The sequence below is a fragment of the Gemmobacter nectariphilus DSM 15620 genome, assembly GCF_000429765.1.
GTDB classification, from domain to species: domain Bacteria; phylum Pseudomonadota; class Alphaproteobacteria; order Rhodobacterales; family Rhodobacteraceae; genus Wagnerdoeblera; species Wagnerdoeblera nectariphila.
This window is the reverse complement of the sequence record NZ_AUCM01000009.1, coordinates 161,041-174,378: the sequence shown is the minus strand read 5'-3', so window position 1 is coordinate 174,378 and position 13,338 is coordinate 161,041. Positions and strand designations below refer to the sequence as shown.

The following is a 13,338-nucleotide window of genomic DNA, read 5'->3' as shown; positions in this document are numbered from 1 at the left end:
GACTTTGATAATGAATCATCCATGAGTGAAAAAATTTCATCAAGGTCATGACGAGGCCAACAGCGAAACAGGTGGCGGAACGCGCGGGCGTTTCGGTTGCGGCCGTGTCGCGCGCCTTCCGGGCGGGGGCGCCGCTGGCGGCCGACAAGCGCGCGGCGATCCTGCGCGTCGCGGCCGAGATCGGCTATCAAAGCCCTGCCGACCGTCTGTCGCGCGGGGCTGAACAGACCGTGACGCTGGTCGCATCAGACCTGTCGAACCCCTTTTATCCGATGGCAATCGAGGTGATGGCCTCGGCACTGGCGCGGGCGGGCAAGCGTGCGCTGCTTTATGTCGCGCCGCCAGGGGTCGACCTGGACGAGGCGCTGCGCCAGATCCTGGATCTGCGCAGCCCGGCAGTGGTGATCCTGTCCTCCACGATCTCGTCCACCTTGGCACAGCGCTGCCGGGCCAACGGGGTGCCGGCGATCCTGTTCAACCGGGTGCAGATTGACGCCGACATGACGGCGGTGACCTGCGACAACTATGGCGGTGCGCGGCTGGTGGCGCAAAGGTTCCTGCAGGCAGGGCGGCGGCGGATCGGTTTCATGGGCGGGATCGTCAACACCTCGACCCATCTGGAACGGGGCCGGGGCTTTCGCGACCAGCTGGCCGAGGCGGGGAAGCAACTCGCCTTCGACTGGAACGGCGGCTACGACTATCGCCGCAGCTTTGATCTGGCGCATGCCGCGCTCGCCCGGCCTGACCGGCCAGATGCGCTGTTTTGCGCCAACGACATCATGGCCCTCGCGGTGCTCGATGCCTGCCGTGCCTTGGGGATCGACGTGCCGCAGGACCTGGCGGTCATAGGGTTTGACGACATTCCGAATGCAGGCTGGCAACCCTATCGACTGACGACCCTTGCTCAGCCGCTTCTTCGCATGGCGACGGAAACGGTCGCGCTGCTCGAGGCGGCGGCGGCGGGTCAGTCGGTCCAGGGCACAATTCGCATCTTCGGTGCGGATCTCGTGGCGCGCGACAGCGGTTAGGTCTTGGCTGACGCAGGCCTTGCCTGTCTGATCAGGCCTTGTTCGGCCTGCGCTTGGGTGCGTGGTCTCCTTGATCGCCGCGTGACAGGCACGCAGGTCATTTTTGAACACGGATCAGAGCAAAGACGCGTCTTTCCAGCCGAACCCGCACCGGCCGTCACGAGACGCGTGGGCCTCGCCGACGTTCCAGGCGGCCCCGCGTGAAGCCAGTCTTGGCAAGGATCATGGACCGCCCTGCAGCCCAGGGTAACGACGCGTTGATCTGCTGAAGCAGGGTCGGCGCACCTGAGCCGATAGCGCAAACCGATGAAACGGAGGAGGCGCAACTGTTCAGGCCGCGCGATACGCAGATATCGCGGCTTCATCCGCACAAGGGCCATGGTCATCCAGATGCCGAGGAGTGGCGCGGCATGGGCAAGACGCAGGAGGGTAGCCAAGCCATCGGGGACTGTTTTCCCGACGACGCAGCATCACGCGCAATAGGCTGCGGTGCCATGACGCCCGGCCGGGACATGCCCCCCCAAGACGCTCTGCAACCGCAGGGGGGCGATGCAGCTTTCCGGGGGGCGGTTCTGGCCTCTGGCGGTGCAAGGACAAGGTCGTCATGAGCGATGCGACATGTCTGAAGGCGCATGGCACGGTCCCTAGCCTGCGGGCGAAAAGGGGGGCCTGATGACCGACGCGGGCGCCTGATCGGGCGGACCAAGGGAGGGCTGAACATCAGGCTGCTTGCTTTGGCGGATGCCATGGGCCGCCCGATCCGCTTCCTGATGTCGGCGGGCTTGGCCAGCGACCATGCCGAAGCCACCGCTCTGTTGCATGGTCTGCCCGCCGAGGCATGGAAGATTGCGGACCGGGCTTATCTTGCCAACTGGTTCGGGGAAGCGTTGAAAGACCGGGGGATACGTTCCTGCCTCGCCGGTCGGAGGTCGTGCACCCTGTTCGTACGCCATCACAGGCGCCGCGACACAGGGCGCAATCGGATCGAGATCATCTTCAGCAGGCTCAAGGACCGGCGCCCGATTGCAACGCGGTGCGACAGGTGCCCAACGCTTTTCCTTTCCTCCATCGCGCACGCTGCGACTGTCTTGAGACTGGACCCAGGATAGGCGGTGCCTGACCATGCAGCAGTTCATCCGATGCGCTCACTGGACCAGAAGTTCGGCATGCAATGCACCGGCGGCGTTGATTGTCTTGAGAATGTCGATCATGTCGCGCGGTGCCACCCCAAGTGCGTTGAGACCAGCCACGACCTCGGACAGGCTTGTCGCGCCAGAGACCTCGGCCAGGCCGGTTCCGTTGCGTTGGTCGATGCCTGCGGTGCTTCTGGGCACGGCGACGGTTTCGCCGCGGCTGAAGGGGTTGGGTTGCACGACGATCGGGGCTTCTTCGACCCGCAGGGTCAGGCCGCCTTGTGCGACAGCGACACGGCTTATGCGCACATCGGCCCCCATGACGATCGTGCCCGAACGCTGATCGACCACGACGCGGGCTCGGCGTTCCGGTTCGACCGGGATGTTTTCGATCCGCCCCATGACATGCGCCGCAGATCGCATGCGGGCGGCAGAAATATCGATCGCGACTGTCCCGCCATCCAGCATGGCGGCAATCGGACGACCGAATTCCGCGTTGACGGCGGCCTCGATCCTGGCTGCTGTGGTAAAGTCCGGGCTGCGCAGGGCCAGCCGGATTGCGGACAGCGAGGAGAAATCGAAATCGACCTCGCGTTCCACACGCCCGCCGCCGGGAATCACGCCCGAGGTGGGGACACCCTGAACGACCCGCGCGGCTTCGCCCTCGGCCGAGACGCCGCCTGCCAGCACGGCGCCCTGCGCCACGGCATAAATCTGTCCGTCGGCACCGTTCAGGGGGGTCATCACCAGTGTTCCGCCAAGCAGGCTTTTGGCGTCGCCGATGGCGGAAACAGATACATCAATGCGCCCCCCCGCGCGGGAGAACGGCGGCAGACTGGCGGTGATCATCACGGCGGCGACGTTCTTGGGGCGCAACTGTTCCCCCGTCACGTTGACCCCAAGCCGTTCAAGCAGATTTGACATGATCTCTTCGGTGAAGGGGGCATTGCGCAATCCATCGCCCGTGCCGTTAAGGCCGACGACCAGGCCATAGCCAACCAGATCATTGCCGCGAACTCCGTCGAATTCGACCAGATCCTTCAACCGGACCGGCGCAGCCCCTGCGGGCAGGGCGATCATCAGGCACAAGAGCAGCAGCCGGATCATCGCAGCGACCCGATCAGGCTGAGCCCCGAGAGCCGGGCGGTCAGCGCATACAGGGTTTCCAGCTGCGTGCGTGCGGCCTCGAGTTCGGTGGCGCCGGCATAGGGATCACTGGACACAAGGCCAGCGCGGGCGATGCCAAGCGCGGTTTCTTCGGCCGAGTTGCGGGTCTGGGCCTGCGTCAGGCGGCTTTGGGTGATCCCGACCCGGGCGGCCAGCATGGTGCGCTCGGTCGCGGTGCTCATCAGCGCCTCACCCGACAGACGGGCGAGTTTGCGCGATTCCATGGGCGATCCGTTCAGCACGCCGTGATCCATCACCGCGGACATCGCAAGCCCGGACAGCAGCGATTTCAGCGCCGGATCGGTGGCGGTGACCGAAGGCGATGCACTTTCGCCGGGGCCGACGGCAATCGCCGGTTGCGGTTGCCCGCCCCGATAGGCGACCGCATCGAAGCCGGCCGGATCGTCGAACCAGGCTTGCACCGCGGCCTGCACCTCTTCGGCCGTTTCTGCCCCCGAAACCGCAGGCAACAGGGCCGCCATCAGTGCATCTGCGCCGATCATCGCAGGGCCATCGCCGCGCGTGCCGGCAAAAATCGACTGATCGGCCGATCGGGCATTCAGCAATCCGATTGCCGCCTCCAGATGCTCGCCCGCGCTATGGGCGGCAAGGGCCACCTGAGTCTCCTGGGTTGCGCCGCCAGCTGTCACCAGCGTATCGGCCATGCTGGAGGCAATGCCGTTCAGCGCCCCAAGCGCCGATTGCATGGCATCCAGTTTGACCGAAAGCGATTTCGCGCTTACCTGCCAGCTGCCAATCCGCGACAATGCGCCCTCGATCGCGGCCAAAGGCGACATGTCCCCCCGATTGGCCGCGGCAATGTCGCTGTGACGCCCGCTTGCCAGCTCTTGCGTCACGCGGTTCAGCCGGTCGTTGCTGGCGGTGGTGTGGCGTTGCAGCATCAGGCTGCGGGCAAGGTCGCCCAAGGATACCATGGTCATGACTTAGATCTCCAACAGGCTGGCAAGCATTCCGTCGACCGCCTGAATGACCTTGGTATTCGCCTCGTAGGCGCGTTCGATCATCAGGAGGAGCTGCATCTCGCGGTCGCTGTCCACGCCGGATTCGGCCTCAAGCGCGGTCAGGGTCGTGCTGCGGCTGGCGGCCACGGCGCTGGCGCTTTCCATTGTCAGGCGCGTCGTCGCCGTGCCCGAGAGGAATTCGGCGGCAAGGCCCGACAGGCTGCGCGACCCGGGAAGGAAATCGCCCGAGGCGGCGGGTTGCGGGGCGTCCAGTGCGGCGGCAAGCGCGCTTAGCAGGCTGCCATCGCCGCTATCGCCCGGAACTGTCGCACCCACCCCCGCACGCAATCGCCACAAATCGCCCCCCCTGGCCGGATCGACCGCCGCATTGACCGAAAGTCGCGCGGCAAGGCCGACCTCTCGCCCAAGATCAAAGGGTTGGCCCGCATCAGTGAACAGGCCGGCGGCGGTTCCGCGCGTGCTGTCCGCTGCCTCCATCCGGGTCATCAGATCGCGGGCGATGGCATCCATCTGGCGCTGTGCTGCGGGGCCAAGATCGTCGCGGATGGCAAAGTTCGCCTCCATCCGGCCGCCTGCCATCACGCCGCCCTCGTTGGCCGAGACCGGGCGGCCATTCAGCGTCAGGCCGGACAGTGGCCCGGAGTCTGCTGCGATCATCCCGGCCTGGGAAAAGCCGAACGTCGCTGGTTGCCCATCCAGCAGCGTTGCCCCGCCAGACGAATACAGCGCAATCTGTCCGTTTTCGCGTTGCACCTCGCGCAAGGGGACAATTTCGGCGATGCGATCCACCAGAACCTGCCGCTGATCGACCAGGGCGCTGGCGTCGCGTCCGGCCGCGGTCATCTTGACGATACTACGGTTCAGGTCCGACACCCGCATCAGCGAATCGTTGAGGCTGGCGACATCCGCCGCGATGGCGCGGTCAGCGGTGCTGCGCGCCTGCTGGATCCGCCCCGAGATATCCCCAAGTGCGGTGGCCAGTCCGCGCGCGCCATCCAGCACCCCTGTCAGGGACGCCTCGGACGATGGCGCGGCGGCGGCAGAGGTCAGCGCGGCGCCGAACGCATTGATCCTGGTCGTCAATGCCCCGGCCGTGCCGGGTGTTCCCAGCCACCCCTCCAGCGATTGCAGGAAGTCGGCCTGCGTTCCCTGGGCTTGCGCCTCGGCCTGTGCGTTTCGCCGGTCGGCGGTGATCAGGGGCGTGCTGGTGCGCAAGACAGCATTGGCCAGAACACCGCCTCCGGTCAGGCTGGTCAGGGACATGTCGCGCCGCCCGAACCCTTCGGTGCGCAGGTTGGCAAGGTTGGTCGCCACCACCTGGGCGCCGCGCGATGCAGCGGTCAGGCCCGAGACGGCGGCGGACAGGCTTTGCGACAGGCTCATCGCGATCCTCCGTCAGGTCAGCGTTTCAGGTTGGTGGTTTCCTGCAGCATCTCGTCGACCGTCTGGATGATCTTGGCGTTCGACGAATAGGCGCGCTGGGTCTGGATCAGCTGGGTCAGTTCGGTCGCAACATCGGTCGCGCTTTCCTCGCGGCTATAGGGCGACATCGCGCCGGTCGGCCCATCACCGGCATCCCACAGATAGAAGCCACCCGAGGCAAGCGACACCTCATAGGCTTGATTGCCGACGGCGGTCAGGCCGTTGGGATTGCGCACATCGGCCACCGGCACCTGATAGAGCTTGCGGGTAAAGCCCTGATCGTAAACGCCATAAAGGTTGCCATCGGCATCGAATTCGACCGAGATCATCGAGGCGACCGGGGTGCCGTTCTTGGTCTGCGTGCCCGGCGAGAAGGCCGAGGACAGCTGCGTCATCCCGTCCAGCTGCCCCGGCTTGCCGATGGTCAGCGCGATGGGGCCGCTGGCGACCGTCAGCTCCATCGTGCCCGTCGTCGGATCATAGGCCCCGCCCGAGGTCGTGGTCACCGATTGCAGCAGGCCGCCGCCCGTCTGGCTGTCCTCGAACGTCATGGTGTATTCGCCGATCATCGTGTCCGAGGCGGAGTCATGCACGCTCAGTGTCCAGCTGTTCGAGGCACCGCTGGCCGGCACCGAGGGCGTGAAGCTGAAGGTCAGCGTCTGCGACAGGCCAAGATTGTCGAAATACTGCATCGCCACCTCTTGCCCGGCACCGTCGGCACCCGCGAGTGTCGAGGTGGCGGGCAGGTTGACGGACAGGCCGATCGCCGTGGTCGGGTTGGCCGTGAACTGGTTCATGTTCAGCCGGATCGGCTCCAGCCCCGTCAGCGCTTCACGGGTCTGGGTGCCGATGCTGCCATCGGCGGCAGCAGGCCAGCCCATCAGCACCTGGCCGGCCGGCGTGGTCAGATAGCCGTCAGCATTGGCCTTGAACGATCCGGTGGTGACCAGCTGCATCTGCGTCGGGCTGCCATCGCCCGCCAGCGAGGCCAGCGAGGTCACGGGCAGAAAGCCGCGGCCATCGACCGAAAGGTCCGTCGCGCTGTCAGTGCGCACCAGCGGGCCGCGATCGTCGATCAGCCGCAGGGCCGTCGTGCGCACGCCCCCAGCCGAATACTTGCCGGCATTGGCCGAATCCACCACCATGGCGTGAAAATCGACGGTGTTCCGCTTGTAGCCATAGGTCGCCGAATTGGCGATGTTGTCGGATATCGTGGCCAGCCGCGCCGCATTGGCATTCAGTCCGGCCACGCCTGCATTGAGCGAGGAGGAAATCGTCATCGGATCGCACCTTTCTGCTGCTGCGACTTCATCTGTCGCAAGGCAGAATGCGCCCGGGGGCTTAATTTCCGGCTAACGCGGCCAAAGCCTGTCACCTGCGATTGCGCAGCAGCACAAGTTCCAGCCGGTTGTTGCGTTCGGCCATCGGGTCGGCAACGACCGGCTTGCGATCGGCAAATCCGGTAACCCGTTGGATTCGTTCGGGTGTGAAGCCCGCCCTTTGCAAGATTTCACGGCTCGCCTGTGCCCGTGCTGCCGAAAGTTCCCAGGCCGGGTTTTCGATCAGCGTGATCGGATAACTTTGCACGAATCCCTGCACGGCGATCTGATTTCCGACCATCGCAAAGCTGTCGACGACCACGCGCAACAGATCTTCCAGCACCGGACGGGGGGTTGCAGTGGTGCCTTCGAACAGTGGGGAATCAGGCAAGTCGAACAGTTCGATCACCAGCCCCTCATCCGTCAGGCGGGTGACGACATGGCGCATCAGCCGCTCCATCGTCATGCTTTCGCCCCCGACCGCCCGCAGCGCGGAATCGAGCGCCTTCAGCGCCCGCTCTTCGGCCGCAGCCTCGTTCTCGCCGGAAAGCCCCATGGCCTGACGTTCGTCGCTGGGCCGCATCGCGCTGGCGCCGGTGCCGGACTGGGCCAGCACTTCTTCGGAAAACAGGCTCTCGCCGCCAAAGGCACCATCGCCGCCGCCCGATACACGGTTCACCGGCACCACGGGGTTGAAGTAATCCGCAATTCCCTTGCGCTGTTTTTCAGTCGTCGCGTTCAGCAGCCACATCAGCAGAAAGAAGGCCATCATGGCGGTCACAAAGTCGGCATAGGCAACCTTCCATGCCCCGCCATGGTGCCCACCGCCCGCTACAACCTTCTTTCGTTTGATGATGACCGGCGCGGCATTGCCTGGCCTGGCCATTTCATTCACCCTTTCGTCTCACCCGAGACCAGTCGTGGCACAGGCAGCGTTAGGGGCGCCTTAACAGGTTCAATCTTACCCGCTTTTCCGCCGCGCCTCGATCAGCGCGACCGCCTGCGCAACCGCGGCGTCTATCGACAGATCCGAGGTGTCGAGGATCACGGCATCGTCAGCCGGGCGCAGCGGGGCATCGGCGCGGCCCATGTCGCGGGCATCGCGCTCGCGCACTTCGGCCAGAACCTGCGCCGGCTCGCCCCCCACCTCCAGCCAGCGGCGATGCGCCCGCACCTCGGCGCTGGCGGTGACATAGAGCTTCACCTCGGCCTCGGGGCAGATCACCGTGCCGATGTCGCGCCCGTCCAGAACGGCCCCACCCGGCTGGCGGGCGAAGCGGCGCTGGAATTCGACCAGCGCGGCGCGCACTTCGGGAATGGTGGCGACACGGCTTGCGGCCTGGCCCGCCTCCAGCGTGCGCAGTCCGGGGCCTTCCAGATCGGCTGGAACCAGCGCCAGCGCGGCAGCCTCGGGCGCGGCCCCGGCCGCCACCTTCGCCCCGACGGCCCGATACAGCAGCCCGGTATCCAGATGCGCAAAGCCGAACCGCGCGGCCACGGCCCGGCTGATGGTGCCCTTGCCGGCCGCTGCCGGCCCGTCGATTGCCACGGTAAAGCTCATGCCCGCCTCCACTGACTTGCGGCCATAAAGCAGGAACGGCGGGTCATGGCAAACCCGCCGCTCCTTCATCTGTCTGCAAATATCCTGCGGGGGAAGCCGTCTGGTTCGTGAACCAGACGGCGCGGGGGTGCAAAACCCCCGCTTGCGCGCCTAGTGCCCGAGGATCTGGCTCAGGAACAGCTTGGTGCGGTCCGACTGGGGATTGTTGAAGAATTCCTTGGGCTCGTTCTGTTCGACGATCTGGCCCTGATCCATGAAGATCACCCGGTTCGCCACCGCCTGGGCAAAGCCCATCTCGTGGGTCACGCACAGCATGGTCATGCCTTCCTCGGCCAGCTCGATCATGGTGTCCAGCACCTCCTTGATCATCTCGGGATCAAGGGCGCTGGTCGGCTCGTCGAACAGCATGATGCGCGGCTTCATGCACAGGGACCGCGCGATCGCCACCCGCTGCTGCTGGCCGCCCGACAGCTGGCCAGGATACTTGTGCGCCTGCTCGGGGATCTTGACCTTGCGCAGGAAGTGCATCGCGGTTTCCTCGGCCTCTTTCTTGGGAACCTTGCGGACCCAGATCGGCGCCAGCGTGCAGTTTTCCAGGATTGTCAGATGCGGGAACAGGTTGAAGTGCTGGAACACCATCCCGACCTCGGACCGCACCTTGTCGATGTTCTTGAGGTCCGATGTCAGTTCCGTTCCGTCCACCACGATCTGGCCGGACTGGTGTTCCTCCAGCCGGTTGATGCAGCGGATCAGCGTCGATTTCCCCGACCCCGACGGGCCACAGATCACGATGCGTTCGCCGCGATGGACCGTCATGTCGATGTCGCGCAGAACGTGGAACTGGCCGTACCACTTGTTCATCCTGGCGATCTGGATGGCGACCTCGTTCGAGACCGTCATCTTGCTGCGGTCGATTTCATGGTCGAGTGCAAGTTCGGACATGGGGGGTTCCTTACCGATGGTCGGTCTTCAGCCGGCGTTCCAGATACATGGAATAGCGCGACATGCCGAAGCAGAAGATGAAGAAGCAGGCGCCGATGAAGATGAACAGCTCCCAGTAGATGCCGTTCCAGTTGCTGTCGGCGCGAATGGCGTTCGACAGGCCGATCGGATCCAGAAGGCCGATGAACACCACCAGCGTGGTATCCTTGAACAGGCCGATGAAGGTGTTCACGATGCCGGGGATCGAGATTTTCAGTGCCTGCGGCATGATGATCAGCCGCTGCGCCTTCCAGTAATCCAGCCCCAGCGCATCCGCCGCCTCATACTGGCCGCGGGGCAGGGCAGCCAGACCGCCCCGGATCACCTCGGCCATATAGGCGGCGGCGAACAGCGTCACCATGATGATCACCCGCAGGATGATATCAAAGTTGGTGCCGGGCGGCAGGAAGTAGTTCAGCAGCAGCGAGGCCGTGAACAGCAGCGTGATCAGCGGCACGCCCCGGATGAACTCGATGAAGCCGACGCAGATCATCTTGATCAGCGGCATGTCGGACTTGCGCCCCAGCGCCAGCATGATGCCCAGCGGCAGCGACAGTGCGATGCCCGTCACACCAATGATGATCGACAGCATGAACCCACCGAATTCGCGGCTGGGAACAGCAGCGATGCCCAGCGGGATCACCGACTGCAGCACGTCCGACACCGCTGCGGCGGCTACGAACCACCAGATCAGCGCGGCCAGCGCCCCGGCGATCACGGCCAGCGCGCCGTTCGTCATCGGGCTCAGCCCACGGAACACCGCATAGCCGATGGCAAAGCCCGCGATCACCGCCAGCGGCAGCCACAGCGAGCCGCCCCACAGCAGCCAGAAGGCGATGAACGGATAGACCGCCGAGAACCAGATCATCTTGCGCGGCAGCTTGTCGAACAGGACAGGCGCCACGGCCACCAGCAGCAGCACCATGGCCAAGTTGGGCCGCCAGTACATGTCTGATGGATAGAATCCATACAGCAGCTGGCGCCAGCGGTCGTTGATCACGGCAAAGCAGGCACCGGATTCGCCAGCCAGAATCTGGCGGCATTCGGCCAGGCTGCCCGCGTTCCAGACCGAATTCATCAGCCAGGGGCCGACATGGTCGATGATCACATAGATCACATAGATCGCGGCCAGCGTCAGAAAGATGTTCAGCGGGCTGGACAGCAGGTTTTCCCGCACCCAGCGCACCGGGCCCACCTGACTGCTGGGCGGCGGTTGCTGGGGCAGCATTTCCTTGCGCACGAAGGTCACGGCCATCTTAGCGCTCCTTCAGCTTCACAGAGGAATTATAGAGGTTCATCGCCATCGAGATGACCAGGCTGATCACCAGATAGGTCAGCATCATCAACAGCATCCCCTCCAGCTCGCGGCCGGTCTGGTTGATGGTGATGCCCCCCAGCGTCGAGCGGATGTCCATGTAGCCCACGGCCAGCGCCAGCGAGGTGTTCTTGGTGATGTTCAGATATTGCGAGATCATCGGCGGGATGATCACCCGCAGCGCCTGGGGCAGGATGACCAGGCTCATGATGCGGCCGGGGCGCAGGCCAAGGGCGGCTGCCGCTTCGGACTGACCGCGCGAGATGGCCAGGATCCCGGCGCGCACGGTTTCGGCGATGAAGGCGCCGGTATAGACCGTTAGCGCGAACCACATGGCGATCAGCGAGTTGCGCAGATGCGTGCCGCCCGCAAAGTTGAAGCCCTTGAGCTCGGGCAGGCCCAGATGGAACCCCAGCGCGAACTTCAGCGCCGCCAGCGGGACAAGAAAGATCAGCAGCGATTTCCACCAGGTCACGGGCCGCACGCCGGTCGCGTTCTGCACCGTTTCGGCATTCTTGCGCAGGGCCCGATTGGCAAGGACGCAGGCCAGCAGCACCGCAATGATCACCAGCAAGTCCCACGAGACGAGGAACACGCCCAGATCCAGATTGCCAAGCGAGCGGGTGAACAGCGGCTCGGGGACGTAAACCCCGCGGTTCGTGACCGCGATGCTGTCGAACAGCAGCATGGACGAGGCGGGATTTTCCCCCCGGAACGCATTCGGGGCCGGCATGGATTCCGTCATGATCGCGAAGATCAGCAAGATCCAGATCAGCAGGGGAATGTTGCGGAAGGTCTCGACATAGACCGTCATCAGCCGGGCGACCAGCCAGTTCTTGGACAGGCGCAGCACGCCGGCCAGAACGCCGACAACGGTGGCCGTCACGCAAGACAGCGCCGCCAGCAGCAGCGTGTTCAGCAGCCCGACCAGAAAGGCGCGCCAATGCGGGCTGTCGCTGCTGTACTCGATCAGACGCTGGTTGATGTCATAGCCGGACCGGACCGTCAGGAAGCCGAAGCTGAAGTCCTTGCCAAGCGCCTTGAGGTTTTCAACCGTATTGTGGATCAGCCACCAGGCGGCGGCTGCGAACAGCACCAGAAAGATGACCTGCAAGGTGATCGAGCGATACCGCGTATCGTAAAGCAGCATGCTGAGCCGAAACCCGTCCTTGCGGACGTCGGGCATGGTCGCCATTGATGTACCCCCTGATCCGCCAGGCGCTTTGCACTCTCCGGCCATGGCCGGGGCGGATTGATTGTCGCAGAACGAAAAGGCGGAAGGGGCGCGGTGTGCGCGCCCCTTCGGTGGTCTTAGCGGAAGGGCGGCGAGTACATCAGCCCGCCCTGGGTCCATTGTGCGTTCAGCCCGCGAGCCAGGCCGATCGGAGTGGCCTCGCCGATGGTGGCGGCGAAGATCTCGCCATAGTTGCCGCCCGCCTTGATGGCGCGCTTGGCCCAATCCTTGTCCAGGCCGATCATCGCGCCCAGCTCACCCTCGGTGCCCAGCAGACGGTTGATTTCCGGGTTCTCGGTGCCCTTGGCCAGCTCTTCGATATTGGCCGAGGTCACGCCGTATTCTTCCGCGGCGATCAGCGCGTTCAGCGTCCAGCGGGCGATGTCGGCCCATTGGTCGTCGCCCTGGCGAACCAGCGGCCCCAGCGGCTCTTTCGAGATGATTTCCGGCAGGACGATGTGGTTTTCCGCATCGGCGAAGGTCGCGCGGGTCGCGGCAAGGCCCGAAGCGTCGGTGGTGTAGACGTCGCAGGCGCCGGCCAGATACTGCTGCTGCGCTTCGGCGTTGGTCTCGATCGGAACGGGCTCATACTTCATGTTGTTCGACTTGAAGTAGTCGGCCAGGTTCAGTTCGGTCGTGGTGCCGGTCTGGATGCAGACGGTCGCGCCGTCGAGTTCCTTGGCCGAGGAAACGCCCAGCTCCTTCTTCACCATGAAGCCCTGGCCGTCATAGTAGTTGACGCCGGCAAAGGTGAACTTCAGGTCGGTGTCACGGCTGAAGGTCCAGGTGGTGTTGCGGGCCAGCATGTCGATCTCGCCCGACGCCAGCGCCGAGAAGCGGGTCTGGCCGGTGGTGGTGATGAAGTTGACCTTCATCGGATCGCCCAGGACGGCCGCTGCGACCGCACGGCAGATGGCCACGTCAAAGCCCTGCCAGACGCCGTTCGAGTCAGGCGCCGAGAAGCCGTTGACGCCGGTCGACACGCCGCAGTTCAGGGTTCCACGCGCCTTGACATCGTCCAGCGTGGCAGCCGACGCGAAACCGGCCACAAGGGCGGTCAGCGAGAGCGTGCCAAGGAATACGGATTTTTTCATGCGTACCTCTTCCTGAGTTGCCGCCGGCAGAGCGGCGGATCTTTGTTTTTGAGCCCCGCGGTAGCCGAAGATCGCCTTCAGCCTCCCAGACATGGGGTGTC

General features: G+C 64.7%; 12 protein-coding genes. 2 read left to right on the top strand and 10 right to left on the bottom strand.

Features of this window, described 5'->3' with window-relative positions; genetic code table 11:
• Positions 1-47: 47 nt before the first annotated feature.
• Positions 48-1,028, top strand: coding sequence for a LacI family DNA-binding transcriptional regulator (locus G481_RS0111170; protein WP_028030107.1), 981 nt, complete (start codon positions 48-50; stop codon positions 1,026-1,028).
• A 632-nt stretch (positions 1,029-1,660) separates the two neighbouring features.
• Complete coding sequence (locus G481_RS0111165) at positions 1,661-2,137, top strand: transposase (RefSeq protein WP_084450851.1); 477 nt, start codon at positions 1,661-1,663, stop codon at positions 2,135-2,137.
• Between the two features lie 36 nt (positions 2,138-2,173).
• Here the strand turns inward: G481_RS0111165 and G481_RS0111160 are convergent, their stop codons facing one another.
• The 10 genes from G481_RS0111160 to G481_RS0111115 form a co-directional block, all read right to left on the bottom strand.
• A complete protein-coding gene (locus tag G481_RS0111160) occupies positions 2,174-3,268 on the bottom strand; it encodes a flagellar basal body P-ring protein FlgI (protein ID WP_028030105.1) in 1,095 nt (364 codons plus the stop codon).
• Positions 3,265-4,269 (bottom strand): flagellin, encoded by a 1,005-nt coding sequence (locus G481_RS0111155; protein ID WP_028030104.1) that lies wholly within the window; start codon positions 4,267-4,269, stop codon positions 3,265-3,267. The genes G481_RS0111160 and G481_RS0111155 overlap by 4 nt, the downstream gene beginning before the upstream one ends.
• 3 nt (positions 4,270-4,272) lie before the next feature.
• Positions 4,273-5,694 (bottom strand): flagellar hook-associated protein FlgK, encoded by a 1,422-nt coding sequence (flgK, locus tag G481_RS0111150; protein ID WP_028030103.1) that lies wholly within the window; start codon positions 5,692-5,694, stop codon positions 4,273-4,275.
• A gap of 17 nt (positions 5,695-5,711) precedes the next feature.
• Positions 5,712-7,013, bottom strand: coding sequence for a flagellar hook protein FlgE (locus G481_RS0111145; protein WP_028030102.1), 1,302 nt, complete (start codon positions 7,011-7,013; stop codon positions 5,712-5,714).
• Between the two features lie 91 nt (positions 7,014-7,104).
• On the bottom strand, positions 7,105-7,938 hold the full coding sequence (locus G481_RS0111140; protein WP_028030101.1) for an OmpA/MotB family protein: 834 nt from the start codon (positions 7,936-7,938) through the stop codon (positions 7,105-7,107).
• A 75-nt stretch (positions 7,939-8,013) separates the two neighbouring features.
• The gene (locus tag G481_RS0111135; RefSeq protein WP_028030100.1) at positions 8,014-8,613 is read right to left on the bottom strand and encodes a (d)CMP kinase; all 600 of its coding nucleotides are present in this window, start codon (positions 8,611-8,613) and stop codon (positions 8,014-8,016) included.
• A gap of 150 nt (positions 8,614-8,763) precedes the next feature.
• Positions 8,764-9,555 (bottom strand): amino acid ABC transporter ATP-binding protein, encoded by a 792-nt coding sequence (locus G481_RS0111130; protein ID WP_028030099.1) that lies wholly within the window; start codon positions 9,553-9,555, stop codon positions 8,764-8,766.
• A gap of 10 nt (positions 9,556-9,565) precedes the next feature.
• Positions 9,566-10,849, bottom strand: a complete 1,284-nt coding sequence (locus tag G481_RS0111125) for an amino acid ABC transporter permease (RefSeq protein WP_028030098.1) — start codon at positions 10,847-10,849, stop codon at positions 9,566-9,568.
• 1 nt (position 10,850) lies between these two features.
• Positions 10,851-12,104: an amino acid ABC transporter permease gene (locus G481_RS0111120; protein ID WP_028030097.1), complete on the bottom strand. Its 1,254-nt coding sequence runs from the start codon at positions 12,102-12,104 to the stop codon at positions 10,851-10,853.
• Between the two features lie 116 nt (positions 12,105-12,220).
• Positions 12,221-13,237 (bottom strand): amino acid ABC transporter substrate-binding protein, encoded by a 1,017-nt coding sequence (locus G481_RS0111115; RefSeq protein WP_028030096.1) that lies wholly within the window; start codon positions 13,235-13,237, stop codon positions 12,221-12,223.
• Positions 13,238-13,338 lie beyond the last annotated feature (101 nt).